At 69.0% G+C, this 20,428-nt stretch carries 18 protein-coding genes and 1 riboswitch; of the genes, 1 reads left to right on the top strand and 17 read right to left on the bottom strand.

The window, feature by feature from the left end; translation table 11 throughout:
- Positions 1-240 precede the first annotated feature (240 nt).
- Together KCH87_RS24860 and KCH87_RS24855 are read right to left on the bottom strand one after the other, a co-directional pair.
- Positions 241-1,182 carry a LysM peptidoglycan-binding domain-containing M23 family metallopeptidase gene (locus KCH87_RS24860; protein WP_210588455.1) on the bottom strand — a complete coding sequence of 314 codons (942 nt, stop codon included), beginning with the start codon at positions 1,180-1,182 and terminating at the stop codon, positions 241-243.
- A 4-nt stretch (positions 1,183-1,186) separates the two neighbouring features.
- A riboswitch (cyclic di-AMP (ydaO/yuaA leader) is annotated at positions 1,187-1,351 on the bottom strand.
- A gap of 296 nt (positions 1,352-1,647) precedes the next feature.
- Positions 1,648-3,717 carry an alpha-galactosidase gene (locus tag KCH87_RS24855; protein WP_210588454.1) on the bottom strand — a complete coding sequence of 690 codons (2,070 nt, stop codon included), beginning with the start codon at positions 3,715-3,717 and terminating at the stop codon, positions 1,648-1,650.
- 170 nt (positions 3,718-3,887) lie between these two features.
- Here KCH87_RS24855 and KCH87_RS24850 point away from each other — a divergent pair, with 170 nt between their 5' ends.
- Positions 3,888-4,685, top strand: coding sequence for a tyrosine-protein phosphatase (locus tag KCH87_RS24850; RefSeq protein WP_210588453.1), 798 nt, complete (start codon positions 3,888-3,890; stop codon positions 4,683-4,685).
- A 10-nt stretch (positions 4,686-4,695) separates the two neighbouring features.
- On the opposite strand, the gene KCH87_RS24845 is transcribed toward KCH87_RS24850, so the two are convergent.
- The 15 genes from KCH87_RS24845 to KCH87_RS24780 form a co-directional block, all read right to left on the bottom strand.
- The gene (locus KCH87_RS24845; RefSeq protein WP_210588452.1) at positions 4,696-4,818 is read right to left on the bottom strand and encodes a DUF6126 family protein; all 123 of its coding nucleotides are present in this window, start codon (positions 4,816-4,818) and stop codon (positions 4,696-4,698) included.
- Positions 4,815-5,408 carry a helix-turn-helix domain-containing protein gene (locus tag KCH87_RS24840; RefSeq protein WP_210588451.1) on the bottom strand — a complete coding sequence of 198 codons (594 nt, stop codon included), beginning with the start codon at positions 5,406-5,408 and terminating at the stop codon, positions 4,815-4,817. The genes KCH87_RS24845 and KCH87_RS24840 overlap by 4 nt, the downstream gene beginning before the upstream one ends.
- 61 nt (positions 5,409-5,469) lie before the next feature.
- On the bottom strand, positions 5,470-6,855 hold the full coding sequence (locus KCH87_RS24835) for an aspartate aminotransferase family protein (protein WP_210588450.1): 1,386 nt from the start codon (positions 6,853-6,855) through the stop codon (positions 5,470-5,472).
- Positions 6,852-8,807 (bottom strand): 1-deoxy-D-xylulose-5-phosphate synthase, encoded by a 1,956-nt coding sequence (gene dxs, locus KCH87_RS24830; protein WP_210588449.1) that lies wholly within the window; start codon positions 8,805-8,807, stop codon positions 6,852-6,854. Before dxs ends, KCH87_RS24835 begins: the two co-directional genes overlap by 4 nt.
- Positions 8,808-8,836: 29 nt before the next feature.
- A complete protein-coding gene (gene ispG / locus KCH87_RS24825) occupies positions 8,837-9,994 on the bottom strand; it encodes a flavodoxin-dependent (E)-4-hydroxy-3-methylbut-2-enyl-diphosphate synthase (RefSeq protein WP_210588448.1) in 1,158 nt (385 codons plus the stop codon).
- Between the two features lie 4 nt (positions 9,995-9,998).
- Positions 9,999-11,021 (bottom strand): adenosyl-hopene transferase HpnH, encoded by a 1,023-nt coding sequence (hpnH, locus tag KCH87_RS24820; protein WP_210588447.1) that lies wholly within the window; start codon positions 11,019-11,021, stop codon positions 9,999-10,001.
- 5 nt (positions 11,022-11,026) lie between these two features.
- Positions 11,027-11,668: a 1-hydroxy-2-methyl-2-butenyl 4-diphosphate reductase gene (locus KCH87_RS24815; protein ID WP_210588446.1), complete on the bottom strand. Its 642-nt coding sequence runs from the start codon at positions 11,666-11,668 to the stop codon at positions 11,027-11,029.
- A complete protein-coding gene (shc, locus tag KCH87_RS24810) occupies positions 11,668-13,659 on the bottom strand; it encodes a squalene--hopene cyclase (protein WP_210588445.1) in 1,992 nt (663 codons plus the stop codon). Before shc ends, KCH87_RS24815 begins: the two co-directional genes overlap by 1 nt.
- 116 nt (positions 13,660-13,775) lie before the next feature.
- Positions 13,776-14,903 (bottom strand): polyprenyl synthetase family protein, encoded by a 1,128-nt coding sequence (locus KCH87_RS24805; protein WP_210588444.1) that lies wholly within the window; start codon positions 14,901-14,903, stop codon positions 13,776-13,778.
- A complete protein-coding gene (gene hpnE / locus KCH87_RS24800; RefSeq protein ID WP_210588443.1) occupies positions 14,903-16,333 on the bottom strand; it encodes a hydroxysqualene dehydroxylase HpnE in 1,431 nt (476 codons plus the stop codon). The genes KCH87_RS24805 and hpnE overlap by 1 nt, the downstream gene beginning before the upstream one ends.
- Positions 16,330-16,467 (bottom strand): DUF6380 family protein, encoded by a 138-nt coding sequence (locus KCH87_RS50785; protein WP_374199030.1) that lies wholly within the window; start codon positions 16,465-16,467, stop codon positions 16,330-16,332. The genes hpnE and KCH87_RS50785 overlap by 4 nt, the downstream gene beginning before the upstream one ends.
- Positions 16,467-17,414, bottom strand: coding sequence for a presqualene diphosphate synthase HpnD (hpnD, locus tag KCH87_RS24795; protein WP_210588442.1), 948 nt, complete (start codon positions 17,412-17,414; stop codon positions 16,467-16,469). The genes KCH87_RS50785 and hpnD overlap by 1 nt, the downstream gene beginning before the upstream one ends.
- On the bottom strand, positions 17,411-18,313 hold the full coding sequence (gene hpnC, locus KCH87_RS24790) for a squalene synthase HpnC (RefSeq protein WP_210588441.1): 903 nt from the start codon (positions 18,311-18,313) through the stop codon (positions 17,411-17,413). Before hpnC ends, hpnD begins: the two co-directional genes overlap by 4 nt.
- Positions 18,314-18,699: 386 nt before the next feature.
- Positions 18,700-19,479 (bottom strand): ABC transporter ATP-binding protein, encoded by a 780-nt coding sequence (locus KCH87_RS24785; RefSeq protein WP_210588440.1) that lies wholly within the window; start codon positions 19,477-19,479, stop codon positions 18,700-18,702.
- Positions 19,472-20,401, bottom strand: a complete 930-nt coding sequence (locus tag KCH87_RS24780; RefSeq protein ID WP_210588439.1) for an ABC transporter permease — start codon at positions 20,399-20,401, stop codon at positions 19,472-19,474. Before KCH87_RS24780 ends, KCH87_RS24785 begins: the two co-directional genes overlap by 8 nt.
- Positions 20,402-20,428 lie beyond the last annotated feature (27 nt).

The following is a 20,428-nucleotide window of genomic DNA, read 5'->3' as shown; positions in this document are numbered from 1 at the left end:
CGAATCGTCTGCCACATCGGCCCATGATTCACCTTCGGATGTGAGCTACGCGACCGTAGGAAGGGGTTGACGGGCGGTGAGATAAGCCACGCCTAAAGTGTTCACCAACTCAGGAATAGCCCTCCGATCAAGGACGTTGTGGCGTCACTCAGCCGTCCGTCTTGATTTTCTTCACCGAAGGCCGGACCCGGGGATCGGGGTCCGGCCTTCGGTGGCGTGGGGGGCGCGTCAGCCGCGGTGTCAGCCGACGGAGACGCCGTGCGAGCGGAGGTAGGCGACGGGGTCGACGTCCGAGCCGTAGTCCGGGGTGGTGCGGATCTCGAAGTGCAGGTGCGGGCCGGTCACATTGCCGGTCGCACCGGAGAGGCCGAGCTCCTGGCCCTCGGTCACGGTCTGCCCGTTGGAGACGGAGAGCGAGGACAGGTGGCCGTACTGCGCGTAGTAGCCGTCGGCCAGCTTGACGACGACCTGGTTGCCGTACGCGCCGCCCCAGCCCGCGGAGACGACCGTGCCCGCACCCACGGACTTCAGCGAGGTGCCGGTCGGGACGACGAAGTCGACGCCGGTGTGGTAACCGCTGGACCACATGCTGCCCGACATGTGGTACGGAGTGCCGACGGTGGCACCGGCCACCGGGAGGGTGAAGCCGCCGGCGGTGCTCGTGGTGTCGGCGGACTGGGTGTTCGCCGTGTTCGAGCTCGAGGACGCCGACGAATCCGATGCGGACGAGTCAGACGAACCGGATGAGTCAGACGAGTCGGACGACTTCGACGAAGGCGATGAAGACGACGGCGACTTGGAGGAGTCGGTCGCGGCCTTCTTGCCGATCGAGAGCTTCAGGCCGGGATGGATCAGCGACGGGTCGTCGCCGACCGCCTGGCGGTTGTCCGAGTAGAGCTTCTGCCAGCCACCGCTGACATTCTGCTCGTCGGCGATCTTCGAGAGGTAGTCACCGGCCCTCACCGAATAGGTCTTCGCGGCGGCCTTCTTCTCGGCAGCCTTCTTATCGGCCTTCGGAACCGACTGAACGGCCTTTTCCGAAACGGATTGAGCGGGAGCGGCGTGCGCTCCGGTGGCCCCCAGGAGCGGGAGGGCGAGCGCTGCGCCACCGGTTCCGGCGACGGCGATCGAGCGGGTGAAGCGCTGACTCTTGGGACGGCGGTGCTTACCCTTCGCGGGCATGGCGAATTCCTCTCCGGCGCCTACGAGGTGAGCTGTCGGGTTCGGACTGGAGATGTCCGGCCGCGCGATCGCGACTTAACCCCTAGCCGTTCCGGAGACCGGAACAGGCGGTTGTACCTGTGGGTCCCCCGCTCCTGCCGTTCACGGGTGAGTTGTGCGGTCTCCGGGCGGCGGCAGGATTGGGCGTCCGTCCGGATTGGTGGCGAACGTAAGCGACTAAGACGCAAAGGGACAAGCAAGAGGTTCCCGGGGCATGCGTTTCTCTTGATCCCTTGTGAGAAATCCCAGTCACACTCCGTGAATTCCACCCCGTCACAGGATTCAAATCCCCAGGAAACACCCGCGAATTACGTGAACATGACGGACGACGCTCGGTCACGAATATGACGCTGCTCACGCAGCATCTCCCCAGGACGCCTTATTCCAGAGCGAGTTGTAATGAAGATCCCAATTCGGACAGAAGAGTCAGATGCGACGCAGCCGGAGAACCGTCGCATCAAGGTCGCCGCGCAGCCCTGTGCGCAATCCGTGGTGCAACAGCACCGCACCCCGGTGAACTTCGCCCGTTTCGCGGCATTCATACGACGCTGTCGGGTCGAGGCCGCGCAGCCGCAGCGCCGGTACGGGCTCGCCGTAACGCTGCGCCTGGAGCCAGGCGAGGACGACGGCCTCGTCGCCGAGCACGTACTGCACCGCACTCGCACCGCCCTGCGGCGGCCGCAGCCGGTAGAGGTCCCCACGCTGCACGAGGGGCCGGATCTCCTTGTACAGGCCCACCCAGTTCCCGGCCTCGGCAAGCTCTTCGTCCGTCCACCTCGTGAGGTCGCCGCCGACCCCGAGCACCCCGGCCATGGCGCTCACGAACCGGAAGCGCAGCGAGCTGACCCGGCCGTTGAGCTGGGTGTTGGGGCTGTCGGTGACCCAGGCCGCCATGACCCTGGCGGGGTGGATCTGACTGAAGCCGTACTGGATGGCGAGCCGGTCGAGCGGGTCCGTGTTGTCCGAGGTCCACACCTGGTCGGTGCGGCTCATGATCCCGAGGTCGATCCGGCCGCCACCGCCGGAGCAGGACTCGAAGGCGACGCCGGGGTGCGCGTCCCGCAGCCGGTCCAACAAACCGTACAGAGCGCGCACATGATCGACCCACAACCGCTGCGGATACGCTTCTCCCGGCCAGCCCGCATCGGTGAAGCAGCGGTTGAAGTCCCACTTCACGTAGTCGATCGGGGCACTGGAGAGAAGCGTGTCGAGCCGCTCCCAGAGGTACTCCTGAACGTCGTCGCGGGCGAGGTTCAGTACGAGTTGATTGCGAAATTCCGTACGTTTGCGCCCGATTTGGTGCTGCGCCCAGTCAGGGTGGGCGCGATACAGATCGCTGTCCGTATTGACCATTTCGGGCTCGACCCAGATGCCGAACTGCATGCCGAGGCCGTGCACGTGGTCCGCGAGCGGCTTGAGGCCGCCGGGGAAGCGGTCGGGGTTGGGTGTCCAGTCGCCGAGCCCGGCCCGGTCGCTGGTCCGTGCCCCGAACCAGCCGTCGTCGACCACGAACAGCTCCACGCCCATGTCCGCGGCCCGGCGCGCGAGCGCCCGCTGCTGCTCCTCGGAGATGTCGAACTCCGTGGCCTCCCAGGAGTTGAAGAGCACCGGCCGGTCCTGGCCCGCGTCCGGGATGACGTACGCACGCTGGTAGGCGTGCCACGCCCGGCTCGCCCCGCCGAAGCCGCCGTCGCTCCACAGGCCGGCGAAGACGGGCGTCGTGAACGACTCGCCCGCCGCCAGTCGCAGCAGGCCCGAGTCGTCGTATCCGGCGCCGCCGGTGATCTGCACGCGCGCGTCCGGGAGTTGGGCCACGGCGATCCGCCAGGAGCCGGACCAGCCGAGGGCGCAGCCGTAGACCTCGCCCCGCTCCTCGGTCGCGTCGGCGTCCAGCGCGACCCAGGGCAGGTGCTGATGCCCGGTGTGGCCGCGGCGGCTGCCGATGACCTTCTCACCGTAGGTGAGGTCGGAGCGCACCAGCCGGGACTCCGCGGCCCAGCGGCCGTGCAGCTGGGAGAGCCGCCAGCCGTCGCGGTCGGGCAGGGTCCAGGTGGCGGAGTCGGCGCGCAGCAGCTCGACCGTCGGCCCGTCGTTGTCGAGGGTCACCCAGCGCTCCACGACGTCGTCGCGCATCCGGTAGTGCAGCGTGACGGTCAGGCCTTCGTCGCGGAACCGCAGCCGCAGTTCGTCGTCCTCGGCCTCGTACGCCTCGAAGCGCCACTCGGTGCCGCGCCTCTCCTCGGTGCGTACGGAGAGGGCGGGCCGGGCGAAGCGGGGACCGCCCTCGACCGGGTACTCCTCGCGTCCGTCGAGCTGGGACTCGAAGGAGCTACAGTCCGGCAGCGCACGCACCGCGAGGGCCTCGGCGTCGGCGAGCGCGATCCGCGGGCCCCAGTGCAGGTGCACCAGCTCGTCGTCGTCGGTGAGATGGATGGCGTAGCCGCTGGTCGGCCCGGTCAGGAGCCACGTACGGGCGTTATCCGAAAACTCCAGCATCACGTCTCCACAGATCCGCACAGGTGCACTCAAGTACCAACATCATCCAGCCCTTGATCCCCTGGCACAACGCCTGTGGATAACTTCATTGCCTCAGGAATCCATGTCGTATCGTCGAGTCCGTGCCCGTCGACGAGCCGCGCCGACGAAGCCGATGGGGAGGAGCCCTCGTGACGCAGCAGATCCCGTCGACCGAGCCGGAGCTGGCCGGAGTGCGCAACTTCCGTGACGTGGGCGGACTGCCGACCGTGGACGGGCGGCGGGTGCGGCAGGGCGTGCTGTTCCGCAGCGGCCACCTCGCGCACGCGACCGAGGAGGACGCCGTCTTCCTCGACTCCCTGGGTCTGCACACGATCTTCGATTTCCGCAACGCCGCCGACCAGAGGCTGGAGGGCCCGGATGTCGAGCTGCCCGGTGTGCGGAATGTGAACCTGCCGCTGACCGACCCGGCGGACGGCGCCGAGTTCTGGAAGATGGTCCGCGACGGCGACATCGACCAGCTGCGGACGATCCTCTCCGACGGCAAGGCCGCGAACCGGATGATCACCTCGTACCGCACGATCATCAAGGAGCGCACCGCCGAGCACTCCCGGGTGCTGCGCGCGCTCGCCGAGGACAGCGTCCCCGCCCTGATGCACTGCGCGGCGGGCAAGGACCGCGCCGGCCTGTCCATAGCCGTGACGCTGCTTGCCCTGGGCGTGGAGCGCGAGGCGATCGTGACGGACTACCTGGAGTCGAACGCCAAGCACCGCCGCTACAAGGTCCACCGCAGCAGCAGCTCGACCTCGGCCTACTCCCCCGAGGTCATGGAGCTGCTCAGCCCCCTCTTCGACGCGCGCGCGGAATACCTGACCGCGGCCTTCGAGACCATCGAGGAGACCTGGGGCACGGTCGAGGTCTACCTGGAACAGGGGCTCGGAGTCACCCCCGAGATCCGTGAGCGGCTGCGCGAGCGCCTGCTGGACTGAGGACGCAGGGCTACTGCCTCGCCCCCAGCTCGAAGAGCAGGTAGATGAAGGCCGCGAAGACGTGTCCCACCGCGATGTAGATGATCAGGCGCACCCACAGAGCACGCGGGAACTTCTCCTCCATGTCTCTCATGGCATGACTCCAGGGGTGGGGCCCAGGCACAGCGTGGCCGTGGGGCTCTGCAACAGGGTGTGGACGAACAGGAGCTCGAGCCCGCCGCGGTCCTCTGCGGCAATGCGATGCGGGGTCAGCGAGTCGAAGTGCGCGCTGTCGCCGGGCGCGAGCAAGTGCGTGGTGTCGCCGAGGCGCAGCCGTAGCCGCCCCTCGATCACGTACAGCCACTCCTCACCGGGGTGCACGCGCACGATGTCGCCCTGGGAGCCGTGCGGCACGTGCAGGCGCAGGGCCTGCATGCCGCGGCCGGGCGCTCCGGCCTGACGGTACGTCCAGCCGCCGGCCGTGGTCGGTTCCATGTCGGCGGCGCGTACGACGGCGTCCCGCTCGGCGATCGTCTCACCGAGCAGCTCCGAGACGGTCGTACCGTAGATGCGGGCAAGGGCGAGCAGCATCGGCAGCGAAGGCTGACGCTGCCCGGTCTCCAGGCGGGAGAGATGGGCGGGCGACAGCCCTGCCTCACGGGCCGCGGCCTCCAGGGTGAGGGAGGCGCGGCGCCGCAGGGCACGGAGCTGCGGCGCCACGACGGGCAGGTCGGGAGAGCTCATACCCTCCATTCAGCCGGAGACTTACCCGTCAGACAAATTTATTGCCTCAGAGACAAGTGCCCTAGCGGTTGGCCACCGCCTGCTTCACCAGCGTCTTCCCGAAGTCCCACATCAGGCCGCCCCCGCTGTGGGCATCGTCCATCACGGCCGTGAAGGCCTCGACGAACCGGTCCACCTCCCGCTCGCCCACGACCAGCGGCGGGATCAGCTTGATCACTTCCAGGTGGTCACCGGAGACCTGGGTGAGGATCCGGTGCCGCTGGAGCAGCGGGACGACCACCATCTGCGCGAAGAGGCCCTTGCGGGCGGCCTGGAGCATGGTCCAGCGGCTGCGCAGCTTCAGCGAGCTGGGCTTGCCGAACTCGATGCCGATCATCAGGCCGCGGCCGCGGACGTCGGCCAGCAGTTCGTATTTGCCGACCAGGGCCGCGAGGCGGGACTTGAGCAGCTCACCGGTGGCGCGGGCGTTCGCGACGATCTGCTCGTTCTCCATGACCGACAGGACGGCCAGGCCCGCCGCCATGGCCTGGGCGTTGGATCCGAAGCTCGCCGAATGGACCAGCACGCGGTCGATCGACGAGTAGACCTTTTTGAAGATCCAGTCCTTGCCGAGCGTGGCACCCACCGGTACATAGCCGCCGGAGAGCGCCTTGGCCACACAGACCAGGTCCGGCTCCACGCCGTCCTCGTGCTGGTAGGCGTAGAAGTCACCGGTCCGGCCGAGCCCGGTCTGCACCTCGTCCACGATCAGCAGCGCCTTGTGCTTGTGCAGCAGCTCCTGGGCGGCGCGCAGATAGCCGGGCGGGGTCTCGAGCACGCCCTTGCCCTGGATCGGCTCGACGATCAGGGCGGCGACGTCACCCTTCTTCAACTCCCTTGCCAGCGCGTCGAGATCACCGAGCGGTACGGCCGTGTCGGGCAGCAGCGGGGCGAAGCCGTCGCGGAAACCGTCCTCGCCGTTGACCGACAGGGAGCCGGTGGTCAGGCCGTGGAAGGCGTGGTCGCAGTACAGGACGCGGGCCTTGCCGGTGGCGCGGCGGGCGAACTTCAGGGCGGTCTCGACCGCCTCGGTGCCGCTGTTGCCGAAGAACACCCGGTCCAGATGCGGGCTGTGGACCAGCAGCCGCTCCGCCAGGAGCCCGGGCAGCGGCTGGCAGTCGAAGCGGGTGAGGTCGGCGAGCTGGGCGTCGAGCACGTCGTGCAGCGCCTTGCGGACGACGGGGTGATGGCGGCCCAGGCCCATCACCCCGAACCCGGCGAGCATGTCCAGGTAATCGTCGCCGTCCGCGTCCCAGAAGTACGCGCCCTCGGCCCGCTCGTAGACCTTGTCGAAGCCGATGGTGTGCAGCATGCGCGGGAGCTGGTGGTTGAGGTACTTGGTATGCAGCTCGTAGCGCTCGGCTCCGCGCTCGGCCAGCAGGGCGCCGAGGTCGAACTCCGTGGTCATTCGGGTTTCTCCTTGACTGACTTCCGCACCGGCACGTCGACCGGCTTCTGCACCGGCACGTCTTCGGCCGGCTCCTTGGCCACCTCTTTGACGGCCAGGCTCGCGCTGATCCGGCCGGCGACCTCGACGGGCGTGAGGCCGATGTCGGCGAGCACTTCGCCGCGCTTGGCGTGCGCGAGGAACTGCTCCGGGATGCCGAAACGCCGTACGGGCACATCGACGTCGGCGTCACCGAGCGCCAGCGCGATCGCGGCGCCGACCCCGGACGCGCGGCTGTTGTCCTCGACGACGGCCACCAGGCGGTGCCCGGCGGCGAGGCCCGGGAGCGCCGGGTCGACGGGCTTGACCCAGCGCGGGTCGACGACGGTGCAGCCGATGCCGCGAGCTTGAAGCAGCTCGGCGGCCTGGAGGCAGACGGGCGCCATGACGCCGACGGCGACCAGCAGGACGTCCGGCACATCGTCGCGGTGCAGTACGTCGACGCCGCCCACCCGGTCGACCGCCGGGACGCACGGCCCCACCGACTCCTTCGGGAACCGCACAAGGGTCGGCGCGTCGTCCACCGCGACCGCCTCGCGCAGCTGGGCCCGCAGCTGGTCGGCGTCGCGCGGCGCGGCGATCCTGAGGCCCGGCACGACCTGGAGGATCGACATGTCCCACATGCCGTTGTGGGAGGCGCCGTCGACACCGGTCACCCCGGCCCGGTCCAGGACGAAGGTCACTCCGCAGCGGTGCAGGGCGACGTCCATCAGGAGCTGGTCGAAGGCACGGTTGAGGAAGGTGGCGTAGACGGCGACGACGGGGTGCAGTCCTCCGGTCGCGAGCCCCGCCGCCGATACGGCCGCGTGCTGCTCGGCGATGCCGACGTCCCACACCCGGTCCGGGAACCGGGCGGCGAACTTGCCGAGCCCGACCGGGTGCAGCATGGCCGCCGTGATCGCCACGACGTCCTCCCGCTCCTCGCCGATCTTCACGATCTCCTCGCCGAACACCGAGGTCCAGGACGGCCCGTTGGACGGCGCGAGCGGTTCGCAGGTGAGCGGGTCCATCACACCCACGGTGTGGAAGTGGTCCTCTTCGTGCGCGAGGGCGGGTTCGTAGCCGCGCCCCTTCTCGGTGAGGCAGTGCACCAGCACCGGCCCGTGGAAGCGTTTCGCACGCCGCAGCGCGGACTCGACGGCACCGATGTCGTGTCCGTCGATCGGGCCGACGTACTTGAGCCCAAGGTCCTCGAACAGACCCTGCGGCGCGAACGCGTCCTTGAAGCCCTTCTTCGCGCCGTGCAGCGCCTCGTAGACGGTGTTGCCGACGACGGGCGTGCGCTGGAGGACGTCCTTGCCCCAGGCCAGGACCTGTTCGTAGCTGTCGGTGGTGCGCAGGGTGGCGAGGTGGTTGGCGAGGCCGCCGATGGTGGGGGCGTACGAGCGCTCGTTGTCGTTGACGACGATGATCAGCGGCCTGTTCTTGGCGGCCGCGATGTTGTTCAGCGCCTCCCAGGCCATGCCGCCGGTCAGCGCGCCGTCGCCGATCACCGCGACGACGTGTCCCTTCTCGCCCTGCACCTGGCGTGCCTTGGCGAGTCCGTCGGCCCAGCCCAGCGCCGTGGAGGCATGGCTGTTCTCGACGATGTCGTGCTCGGACTCCTCCCGCGACGGGTAGCCGGACAGGCCCCCTTTGCCGCGGAGCTTCGAAAAGTCCTGACGTCCTGTCAGCAGTTTGTGTACGTAGCTCTGATGGCCGGTGTCCCAGACGATGCGGTCGACCGGTGACTCGAAGACCCGGTGGAGGGCGACGGAGAGTTCCACCACCCCCAGATTGGGCCCGAGGTGACCACCGGTCCTGGCCACGGCGTGCACCAGGAACTCTCTGATTTCGTCGGACAGTTCGCCAAGTTGCGCCTCGGACAGCGCCTTCAGGTCGCGTGGTCCCCGGATGTTCTCCAGAATCGTCACGTTCGCGGGCCCCCTTCGGTCCGTGCTGTTCAGCTCACGGTGACGGCCGGCTCCCCCGACGCGACGCCGTCCTGCTCCATCTGCTCGGCGATCTTCATCGCCTCTTCGATGAGGGTCTCCACGATCTTCGACTCGGGAACGGTCTTGACGACCTCGCCCTTGACGAAGATCTGCCCCTTGCCGTTGCCGGAGGCGACCCCCAGGTCCGCCTCCCGCGCCTCACCGGGACCGTTGACCACACACCCCATCACGGCCACCCGCAGGGGCACTTCCATGCCCTCCAGACCGGCCGTGACCTCGTCGGCGAGCTTGTAGACATCGACCTGGGCGCGCCCGCAGGACGGGCACGACACGATCTCCAGCCGCCGCTGCCTGAGGTTCAGGGACTCCAGGATCTGGATGCCGACCTTGACCTCTTCGGCGGGCGGGGCACTCAGGGACACCCGGATCGTGTCACCGATCCCCCGTGACAGCAGCGCCCCGAAAGCCACCGCCGACTTGATGGTCCCCTGGAAGGCGGGACCGGCCTCGGTGACGCCCAAGTGCAGCGGGTAGTCGCACTGTTCGGCCAGCAGCTGGTAGGCGTTGACCATCACCACAGGATCGTTGTGCTTCACCGAGATCTTGATGTCCCGGAAGTCGTGCTCCTCGAAGAGCGACGCCTCCCACAACGCGCTCTCCACCAGGGCTTCCGGGGTCGCCTTGCCGTACTTCTGGAGCAGCCGCCGGTCGAGCGAGCCCGCATTGACCCCGATACGGATCGGCGTGCCGTGGTCCCCCGCGGCCCGCGCGATCTCCTTCACCTTGTCGTCGAACTGCTTGATGTTGCCGGGATTGACGCGTACGGCCGCACAGCCGGCCTCGATCGCGGCGAACACGTACTTCGGCTGGAAGTGGATGTCCGCGATCACCGGGATCTGCGACTTGCGCGCGATGGTCGCGAGGGCGTCCGCGTCGTCCTGCGTGGGGCAGGCGACGCGCACGATCTGGCAGCCGGACGCGGTGAGTTCCGCGATCTGCTGCAAGGTGGCGCCGATGTCCGATGTCCGCGTCGTCGTCATCGACTGCACCGACACCGGGGCCCCGCCCCCGACCGCCACCGGCCCGACCTGGATCTGCCGTGAGACACGGCGCTCTGCGATCGGCCGGACCGGCACCTCGGGGACGCCCAAGGAAATGGCGGTCATGTCGTCACTCGCGGTTTCCGGCGACGGTCTCGCGCATCGCCCGCAGGGACTCCTTGAGGGAGCCCATGGTGGCCATGACCGCGGTCGGTTCGTAACCGCAGTGCGCCATGCAGTTGGCGCAGCGCGGGTCCTTGCCGCGGCCGTACTTGTCCCAGTCGGTGTCCTCGATCAGCTCCCGGTACGTGGTCACGTACCCGTCGCTCATCAGGTAGCAGGGGCGCTGCCAGCCGAAGAGCGAGTAGTTCGGGATCGCCCACGCGGTGCACGGGAAGTCGACCTTGCCCTCCAGGAAGTCCAGGAAGAGCGGGGAGTGGTTGAGCCGCCACTTGCGGCGGTTGCCGCCCGCGAAGGACTTCTTGAACAGTTCGCGGGTCTGCTCCACGCCCAGGAAGTGCTCCTGGTCGGGGGCCTTCTCGTAGGCGTAGGCGGGCGAGATCATCATCTCGTCGACCTTGAGGTCGTCGTTGAGGTAGTTGAGCACCTCGATGATGGTCTGCGGGGTGTCCGTGTTGAAGAAGGTCGAGTTGGTGGTGACCCGGAAGCCGCGCTTCTTGGCCTCCTTGATCGCCTCCACGGCCTCGTCGAACACGCCCTCCTTGGCCACGGATTCGTCGTGCCGCTCGCGCAGCCCGTCGATGTGCACCGTGAAGGCGAAGAACGGCGAGGGCTTGAACTTGTCCATCTTCTTGCGCATCAGCAGCGCGTTGGTGCACAGGAAGACGTACTTCTTCTTCGCCACCAACTGCCGCACGATCTCATCGACCTTGGGGTGCATCAGGGGCTCCCCGCCGGCGATCGACACCATCGGAGCACCGGACTCGAGCACCGCTCCCACGGCCTGGGCCACCGGCATGCGCTGCTTGAGCACGCCCGCCGGGTGCTGGATCTTGCCGCAGCCCTCGCACGCGAGATTGCAGGCGTAGAGCGGTTCCAGCTCGACGATGAGCGGAAACTTGTCCCGCCTGCGGAGCTTCTGTTCAACCAAGTACGTAGCAACCTTGATGGACTGACGCAGCGGCATAGCCATCTGGCTCACCTCCTGGGGAGCAGCAAGGAACGGTGCCATTCATAGAAAGCGGGAAGAACGGAACGCAATACGCGGAAGGCAGATATTCCACCGCGCAATGTGCCGATCCGGACGAGTTCATGTTCTGGAGCGTCCACGACCACCCGGACGGCCGCAACCGGGCGTGGGCCCGTGCGTACGGCGCTCAGGAGCGTGGCCGCGGACTCCATGTCGACCGCGATCGCGCCGGTCGCGAGGAGATCGGACCGTTCCTGACCGCGGACGACGTGATCGGAGCCGGCGACAGGGCCGGTGTGGACGGTGCGCCCGGGTGCGGCTCGCACGAGCTCCTTGACGAGTAGGTCGGTCCCGACGCACGGAACGGTTCCGTCCGGGTCCCGGGTCTCCTCGGCGACGACCAGGTCACCGGGGTGCATACCGGGCGCGAGCCCGGCACAGAACCCGGTGGCCAGCACGGCGGCCTCGCCGAGCTCCGGGTCGGCCAGGACCCTGGTGACGGAGCGCCCGGCCGCCTTGGGCCCCATGCCCGTACGCAGGACGGTGACCGGCCCGCCCGCGCCACCGCGCTCGCCCAGGCGCAGGGCGATGTGCTCGATGCCGAGCGCACAGGCGATCAGCAGCGGGACGGCGGCGGGCTGGGCGCTCATCAGCCCTCCTGTGCCTTGGCGAAGGGCTCTCCGTGGACGTACCGGCCGAGCGCGGTGAGCGGGAAGACCTGCCGGTAGAGGTTGTAGTTGATCGAGAAGTCCCACGGGAAACCGGTCCCCGTGAAGTACGGCTCGTCCCAGGAGCCGTCCGCCAGCTGGGTGCTCGCGAGCCACTCGACGGCGCGCTCGACGGCCTTGGAGTCCTTCTCGCCCGCCGCCAGCAGGGCCAGCAGCGCCCAGGCCGTCTGCGAGGCGGTGGAGGCGCCCTTGCCGCTCCACTTCTTCACGTCGTGGTACGAGCGCAGGTCCTCCCCCCAGCCGCCGTCGTCGTTCTGTACGGACTCCAGCCAGCCGACGGCCCGGCGGATCGCCGGGTGCGAGCCGGGCAGTCCGGCGGCGGTGAGGGCGGGCACCACGGATCCAGTGCCGTAGATGTAGTTGACCCCCCAGCGCCCGAACCACGAGCCGTCCGGCTCCTGTTCGGCGAGCAGCCACTCGATGCCGCGCCGGGTGCGCGGATCGTGGCTGTAGCCCTCGACCGCCAGCATCTCCACCACGTGCGCGGTGACGTCCGCGGACGGCGGGTCGATGACCTCGCCGAAGTCGCAGAACGGCAGCTTGTTGGGGAACATGCTGGTGTTGTCGACGTCGAAGGCCCCCCAGGCGCCGTTCTTCGACTGCATCCCGAGGTTCCAGCGCACCCCGCGCCCGATCGCCTTCTCCACCCGCTCCGGGTCGTGGTGCCTGACCCGGCGCAGCGCGAGGACGACCTCGGCGGTGTCGTCGATGTCGGGGTAGTTGTCGTTGTGGAACTCGAACGCCCAACCGCCGGGCGGGAGTTGGGGTTTGCGCACCGACCAGTCGCCGGGCCGCACGATCTGCTCACCGAGCATCCAGTCGGCGGCCTTCACCAGTTGCGGGTGGTCGGCCGGGAGCCCGGCGTCGGCGAGCGCGATGGCCGCGAGGCAGGTGTCCCACACCGGGGACTGACAGGCCTCGATCATCCGGGTCCCGTCCTCGCGCCAGATGGCGAAACGGTCCAGCGACGCCAGCCCCTCGCGCATCACCGGGTGTTCGAGGTCGTAGCCGAGCAGGTACAGCGCGATGACCGAGTACACGGCCGGCGGCTGGATGCCGCCCCAGCAGCCGTCGTTCTCCTGCCGCTCGATGATCCAGCGCGCGGCGGAGTTCATCGCGGCCCTGCGCAGCCCGCGCGGAGCGAACCTGCGGTACTGGTGCAGCGCCTTGTCGAGCCGCTCGAAGACACCGTCCCAACTCGCCGCAGGAGCAAGCGGCTTGACCGGGTTCGGGTTGCGCGCGTCGGTGTGCAGCTCGTCGAGCGGGAAGGGCGCGGGCCGCACCGGACGCTTCGCGGAGACGATCGTCAGCGGGACGATGGTCTGCCGCGCCCAGCACCCGAAGTCGTAGATGTTGAGCGGGAACCACTTCGGGAAGTAGATGAGTTCCGGCGGGAGTTCGGGCAGGTCCTCCCACTTCCACCAGCCGAACAGCGCCAGCCAGATCCGCGTGAACACCCGGGAGGCCGCGATACCGCCCCGGTCACGGATCCAGGCCGAGGCCCTCGCCATGTGCGGCGCGTCCGGGGCGTCGCCGGCCAGGCGCAGGGCGACGTACGCCTCGATGGTGGTGGAGAGTTCGCCGGGTCCGCCGTAGAAGCTGGCCCAGGTGCCGTCCTCGCGCTGCTCGCCGCGGATGAACAGGGCGGCGGCGCGCGTGGTGGCCTCGTCCTGGATGCCCAGGAACTGGCGGAGGAGCAGGTCCTCGGCGTCCATCGTGACGTTCGTCTCGAGGTCGCCCTTCCACCACCCCTCGGCGTCCTGCCGGGAGAGCAGGAAGTCGGTGGCCCGCTCGGTGGCTCGTACGGCGGCCTCGTGCACCCCGGCCGCCACGGGGGTCGTGATGAGTGTTTCCCTGGCCGAGGCAGCGCGGGGCGGCAGGGCCCCGGTGCTTCCGTCGGTCGTCGCTGTCATGGCTTCCCCTTCTTGCAGTCGTACAAGTCGTGCTGCTGTGGGTCCGCCGTCGGCCGGTGCTCGTGCGTCGGTAGCACCGGCCGGCGACTACGCGAGGGCTGTTCGACCGATAGTGATCATCTCTTTCGTACGACGACGAAGTCGGCGAGCGCCGCGAACCGGTCCCGCACCTGGTCAGGCATGTCGATGGCGCCGAGGGCTTCGATGGCGACGGTGTGCTGGCGGCGCGCCTCTTCGGCGGTCCACTCGCGGCCGCCCGCCTTCTCGATGAGGGCGGCGCGGGCCGCGAACTCCTCCTCGGAGAAGTTCGCGAAGTCGCTGCTCTTGGCGTCGGCGGCGAGGATCTCGCCGAGCCGCTCGGAGGCGGCACCGCCCGCCGCGAGCGCGGCCACGACCGGCAGGGACTTCTTGCGCTGGCGCAGATCGCTCCAGGTCTGCTTGCCGGTGGCCTCCGGGTCGCCCCAGACGCCGAGGAGGTCGTCGACGGCCTGGAAGGCCAGGCCCAGGTGGTAGCCGTACTTCTCCAGGGTGTCGGCGGTGCGGTCGTCCGCGCCGCCGAGCACCGCGCCGATGGAGCTGGCGCACGCGAGCAGGGCGCCGGTCTTGTTGCCCTCCATCTCCAGGCACTCCTCGACGCTGACGCGGTCGCGGTGCTCGTAGGAGATGTCCTGCGCCTGTCCGTCGATCAGCGCGCGGGTCGCGGTGGTGAGCCGACGGGTGGCACGGCCCGCCTCGACGGTGCCGAGTTCCAGCAGGATCTCGTTGGCGAGGGCGAACAGGGCGTCGCCGACCAGGATCGCCTGGGCGGGGCCGTGCACCTTCCAGACGGTGTCGCGGTGCCGGCGCTGTTCGTCGCCGTCCATCAGGTCGTCGTGCAGCAGCGAGAAGTTGTGGACCAGCTCGACGGCGACCGCGCCGGGGATGCCGACCTCAGGGGCGGCGCCGGTGACCTCGGCGGAGAGCACCGCGAGGGCGGGGCGTACGGCCTTGCCGCCGTCGCCGTCCGCGGGGTTGCCCGCCGCGTCGATCCAGCCGAAGTGGTAGGCGGAAACGGTGTCCATGGGAGGGGCCAGGCGGGCGATGGCCGCCCGCAGTACGGGTGTGGCCAGGGTCCGGCCGCGCTCCAGTAGCGCGGTCACCTCCACCGCGTCGGCAGCCTTCGGGGCCGGGGGCACAGTGGGCACAGTCTCTCCTCTTGTTGCGGTACCGGGGGTGCGGGGACCTGCCGCGCGCTCATCGAGCATCAGGCCGCCTCCTCGACTTCGAAGAGGTGGCGGGGGCGGGGCCGGCCCAGGGCGCTCAGCGCGGCGTCCGCCGCACTCACGCCACTGCGGACCGCACTCTCCATGGTCGCGGGCCACCCTGTGGCGGTCCACGCTCCGGCCAGCCAGAGGCCGGGGGCCTTGGTACGGGCGCCGGGCCGCAGCCGCCCGACGCCTGGGGCGGGAGCGAACGTGGCCGTGCGCTCCCTGGTCACGAAGAAGTCCTTCACCTCGGCGCCGCGGGTGCCGGGCAACAGCCGTTCCAGTTCGGGCAGATACCGCTCGCGCAGTTCGGCGACCGGTGCGTCGATCTCGTCCTGCGCCGCCGACTGCGACAGCGCCAGGTACTGGCCGTCCTTCAGCCCGGAGGCGTCGGTCCGGTCGAAGACCCACTGCACCGGGGTGCCGAGGGCCGCGAAGAAGGGCTTGCCGAGCACCTTCCGGTCGTACACGACATGCACGTTGAGGATCGGCGCGGTGTCGATCTCCAGCAGTCGTTCCGGGGCGTCGAGGGCTCCGGCGGGCAGTAGATCGTGCGCCTCGCGCTGCGGTACGGCGAGGACGACGGCGTCCGCCGTGAGTGTCTCGCCGGGAACCTGAACGCTCCAACGTCCGTTGTCGTCAGTAGAGATGGAGGTGACTCGTGTACGGACCTCGGTACGCACGCCCGCGGAGTCGAGCGCCTTGCGGGCCAGCCGGTCATGCAGTTCCCCGAGCGGGACGCGCGCCCAGCCGATGTCGGCCGCGCCCGGGTCGGACAGCAGACCGGTCTTGAACACCATCGCGGCGAGCCCGAGTGAGGCGTCGCCCGCGACCGCGTTGAGGGTGGCGACCCCGACCAGGTCCCACAGGGCCTCGATGGCACGCGCCGACTGACCGTGCGCGGTCAGCCAGCTGCCGAAGTCCTGTGTGTCCAGGGTCGGATCGGCGAGGTCGAGCCCCTTGAGCGCGAGCGCGGCACGCCCGACCTTGGCGCGTTCGGCGAGCGAGAGATGCGGGTACGTGGCCAGGCTGCGCCCCAGATGCAGGGGCACGGGCAGCGCGTCGCGCCGCAGCCTGCCGAGCCGCCGCCCTTCGGGCTTGGCGACGTCGAGTACGGGCACGTCGAGACGATCCTGCAACGGCGCCAGCGCCGCCCCCTCGATGCGGTCGAGGAACCAGCGGTAGGCGGTGCAGCAGCGCAGGTACACATGCTGTCCGTTGTCGACCGTCAACTCGCCGCGTTGAAAGGAGAAGGCGAGCCCGCCCAGGCGCGGTCGGCCCTCGATCAGGGTCACGCGCACTCCGGCGTCGGCGAGCGCGAGCGCGGCGGTGATGCCGGCGAGCCCGCCGCCGACCACGACGGCGTCCCGACCGGAGCGTGGCCCCGGCATGTCCGCAAGCGGCTCCTCGGTCCGCGAGCCGTCGGTCATCGTGCACTCCCCCCTGCGCGGCCGCGGTGCTTGAACGGTGCACGGCAGACCATTGCAGTCAGGGACGCCACCCGGCACCGGAGGGTTGCCCGCCACTTTTCTCCAGCAGCATCACCTTGGACCGTTTTGTCCATCAGGCGCGCCTCCTGACGGTCCGGTTCACATGCCGGGCGTCCAGCCCGGACAGACCACGCACGGCGACGTACGCCTTCTCGCGGCCGGGCAGCGAGACCCGGCCGCGCAGCACCGCCTCCGGATCGCGCTCGATGCGGTCGAGCAGGCGCCGGTAGATGCCGGCCATGGCGGCGACACAGGCACCGCTGCGCCGATCGAGCAGGGGGAGCAGCCGGTAGCCCTCGGCGAAAAGGGCGCGGGCCCGGCGCACTTCGAAGTGCACGAGGCCCGCGAAGTCGGCGCCCTCCGGCGGTTTCGGTCCGTTGAACCCGGCCGAGCAGCCGAACTTGGCCAGGTCGTCGGCGGGCAGATAGGTGCGCCCGCCCTCGGCGTCCTCGCGGACGTCCCGCAGGATGTTGGTGAGCTGAAGCGCGAGCCCGAGCGTGTCGGCATACTCCGGCGCGCGCTCGGCGCCGCGCGCCCCTCGCTCCGTACCGAACACACCCAGCGAGAGCCGCCCGATGGCACCCGCCACACAGCGGCAGTAGACCTTCAGGTCGTCCCAGGTCTCATAGGTCTCACCGCGTACGTCCATCAGCACGCCGTCGATGAGCTCGTCGAGGCCGTCCAGCGGGATCGGGAACTGCTCGGCGGCATGGGTCAGGGCGACGGCAACCGGGTCGGTGTCGTCCTCGTCGACCGCGTCGTCACGGATCCGGGTCAGCAGCTCCCGGGTGTCCTCGAGTCTGGCGATCTTGATGTCGGGTTCCAGCACGCCGTCGCCGATGTCGTCGACACGGCGCGAGAAGGCGTACAGCGCCGACATCGCGCGCCGCTTGTGCGTCGGCAACAGTCTGATGCCGTACGCGAAGTTACGTGCTTGCTGTCCGGTGACTGCCTCGCAGTAGCTGTAGGCGGCGAGTACCGGTGCGGACACGTGCGGCGGTGAGTCCACGGTCCGGATCACCCCTCTCCTCGCAGGGTCACGCCCACCTCACGCAGCAACTGGAGCTTGCCGGGCTTGGGCGGGCCGGGAAGTACGTCGTATTCGGCGGCGGCAATCGCATGGATTGCCGCCCTTCCCCCCGCCACGAACCCTGCGAGCAGCAGCTTCAACCTGCCGTGGACGCTACCCACCAAGGGGGCGCCTTCATTCAGGAGATCGCGGGCTCGTTGCGCTTCGTATGCAACCAGTGCGCGCACCGATGCGCCCGCGATTTTCGCGGCGAGATCCGCCTCCTGGACATGAAAGCGCTTCATGTCCGTGGCGGGCAGATAGATACGGTCGCGGCCGAGGTCCTCGGCGACGTCCTGGAGGTGCTCGACGATCTGGAGGGCCGTGCAGATCGCGTCGGAGCGCCGGACACGCTCGGGGGTCTCGGTGCCGGTGACGGCGAGGACGAGGCGGCCGACGGGGTTGGCGGACAGTTCGCAGTACGCGAGGAGGTCGTCGTAGGTCTCGTAGCGCTTGACGAGCTGGTCCTGGCGGTTGGCGGCGATCAGGCCGAGAAAGGGCTCCGGGCTCAGCGAGCGGCGCCGCACGGTCGGCTGGAGGCGGCGCAGGATGGGATGGCGCGGAGTCGAATCGAACACGCGGTGAAGATCGGCCTCAAAAGCGTCCAGCAGCAGAAGACGGTCCTCGGCCTCCTCGGCCGACACGCCGAGCAAACGGGCGTCGGCGCCGCCGGGGGCGAGGTCGCCGTCGCCGATGTCGTCGACAAGGCGGGCGAACCCGTACACCGCCATCAGATCGGCGCGCCAGGCCCTGGGCAGGAAGAACGGGGCCACGGGGAAGTTCTCGTCCGCGGCCTTCTCGAGCGTGCCGCGCTCCGGATCGCCGGTCGGCGCGGTGCCGGTTCCCGTCACCGTTCACTACCCGGCGCGGGGACGGCACACGCTGCGTCGACCTGGGGAGTTTCCGTAGCCATTGCCGTCACATCTCCCGTTCTACACTGCCGACCCAATACACACTATTTCGGACACGCCGCCCGGCCGTCCGTGCGGCTGACCTGGCGTGGGGTGTCGCGCATTATCGCCCCACTTGCCGCTTATCGGGACCGGTATAGCTTACGTTGTACAACGCAACGCGGTCCGTCGGGGTGTCCTGCGCATCACAAGAACACACCGATTGGCTTCAAGATTCCTTGGGCCGACCGAAGTTGACGTTTCCTTTGCAGACGCGGGGCCCCGCCGGAAGGGTTCCGGCGGGGCCCTGGGAAGCCTGATGGGCTTTTCGCCCGGGTCCGGGTGGACTACTTGCCCGTGAACTTCTCGTACTCCTTGAGGACCTCTTCGGTCGGCCCGTCCATGCGCAGCTCGCCGCGTTCCAGCCACAGGACGCGGTTGCAGGTATCACGGATCGACTTGTTGTTGTGGCTGACGAGAAACACGGTGCCGGCTTCCTTGCGCAGTTCACGGATACGTGCCTCGGAGCGCTTGCGGAAGCTGGCGTCGCCGGTGGCGAGGGCCTCGTCGATCATCAGGACGTCGTGGTCCTTGGCCGCGGCGATGGAGAAGCGCAGACGGGCCGCCATGCCGGAGGAGTAGGTGCGCATCGGCAGGGTGATGAAGTCGCCCTTCTCGTTGATGCCCGAGAAGTCGACGATCTGCTGGTAGCGCTCCCTGATCTCCTCGCGGGACATCCCCATGGCGAGCCCGCCCAATATGACGTTCCGCTCGCCGGTGAGGTCGTTCATCAGAGCCGCGTTCACCCCGAGCAGGGAGGGCTGGCCGTCGGTGTAGACCATGCCGCTCTCGGCGGGGAGCAGGCCGGCGATGGCGCGCAGCAGCGTGGACTTGCCGGAGCCGTTGGAGCCGATCAGGCCGATGGCCTCGCCTCGGTGGGCGACGAACGAGACGCCGCGTACGGCGTGCACCTTGCGCACCCCTCGGTCCTCGCCGCGCTTGAGTATGCGGCTGAGTGCCGCGGTGGCGCTGCCCTTGCCGGCCTTGGCGCCGTTGACGCGGTAGACGATGTGGAGTTCGTCGGCGATGACGGTGGGGATCGGTTCGTCCCCCGGGTGTTCAGCCACGGCCGTACCTCTCTTCCGCCTTCCAGAAGTAGACGAAGCCGGCGACGGCGAGCAGCACGGCCCAGCCGAGCGCTGCCATCCACACATGGTTCGGGAGGTTCTCGGAGCCATAGCCGTCGATGAGCGCGAAGCGCATCAGGTCCATGTAGATGGCGGCCGGATTCCACTGGAGGACCGTGGCGATCCACTGCGGCTTGTCGGCCAGCATGATCGGGATGGAGTACATGACACCGGACGCGTACATCCACGTACGCATCACGAACGGCATCAGCTGCGCGAGGTCCGGGGTCTTGGCGCCGGCCCGGGCCATGACCAGCGCGAGGCCGGTGTTGAAGAGGAACTGAAGGGCGAGCGCCGGGACGACCAGGGCCCAGGACAGGTCGGGGAAACTGCCGAAGCCGACCACCACGGCGATCATCACGATCATCGAGGCCAGCAGCTGCTGGAGTTGCTGGAGCGCGAAGGAGATCGGCAGCGAGGCGCGCGGGAAGTGCAGGGCACGGACCAGACCGAGGTTGCCGGAGATCGCACGGACGCCCGCCATCACCGAGCTCTGTGTGAAGGTGAACACGAACACACCGGTGACCAGGAACGGGATGTACACCTCCTGCGACATGCCGCGGTTGGCCTGCAGGATGACGCCGAAGACGAAGAAGTACACGGCCGCGTTCAGCAGCGGAGTGGCCACCTGCCAGAGCTGGCCGAGCTTCGCCTGGCTGTACTGGGCGGTCAGCTTCGCCCGGGAGAAGGCGACGATGAAGTGACGCCGGGCCCAGAGCTGACGGACGTACTCGACGAGCGAGGGGCGGGCACCGCTCACGGACAGGCCGTACTTCTCGGCCAGCTGGGCCGCGGTCAGTCGCTCGTCGGGCGGCAGGGCCGCGCTCACCGCGACCGAACCGTCGTGCGTTGTCTCACTCACCAAAGGAAACTTTCGTCTTCGAGATGC

Origin of the sequence: Streptomyces sp. GESEQ-35 (assembly GCF_017948485.1) — a bacterium.
Classification (GTDB): domain Bacteria; phylum Actinomycetota; class Actinomycetes; order Streptomycetales; family Streptomycetaceae; genus Streptomyces.
Note: the sequence above shows the minus strand (reverse complement) of the source record. Positions and strands in the feature narration are given on the sequence as shown.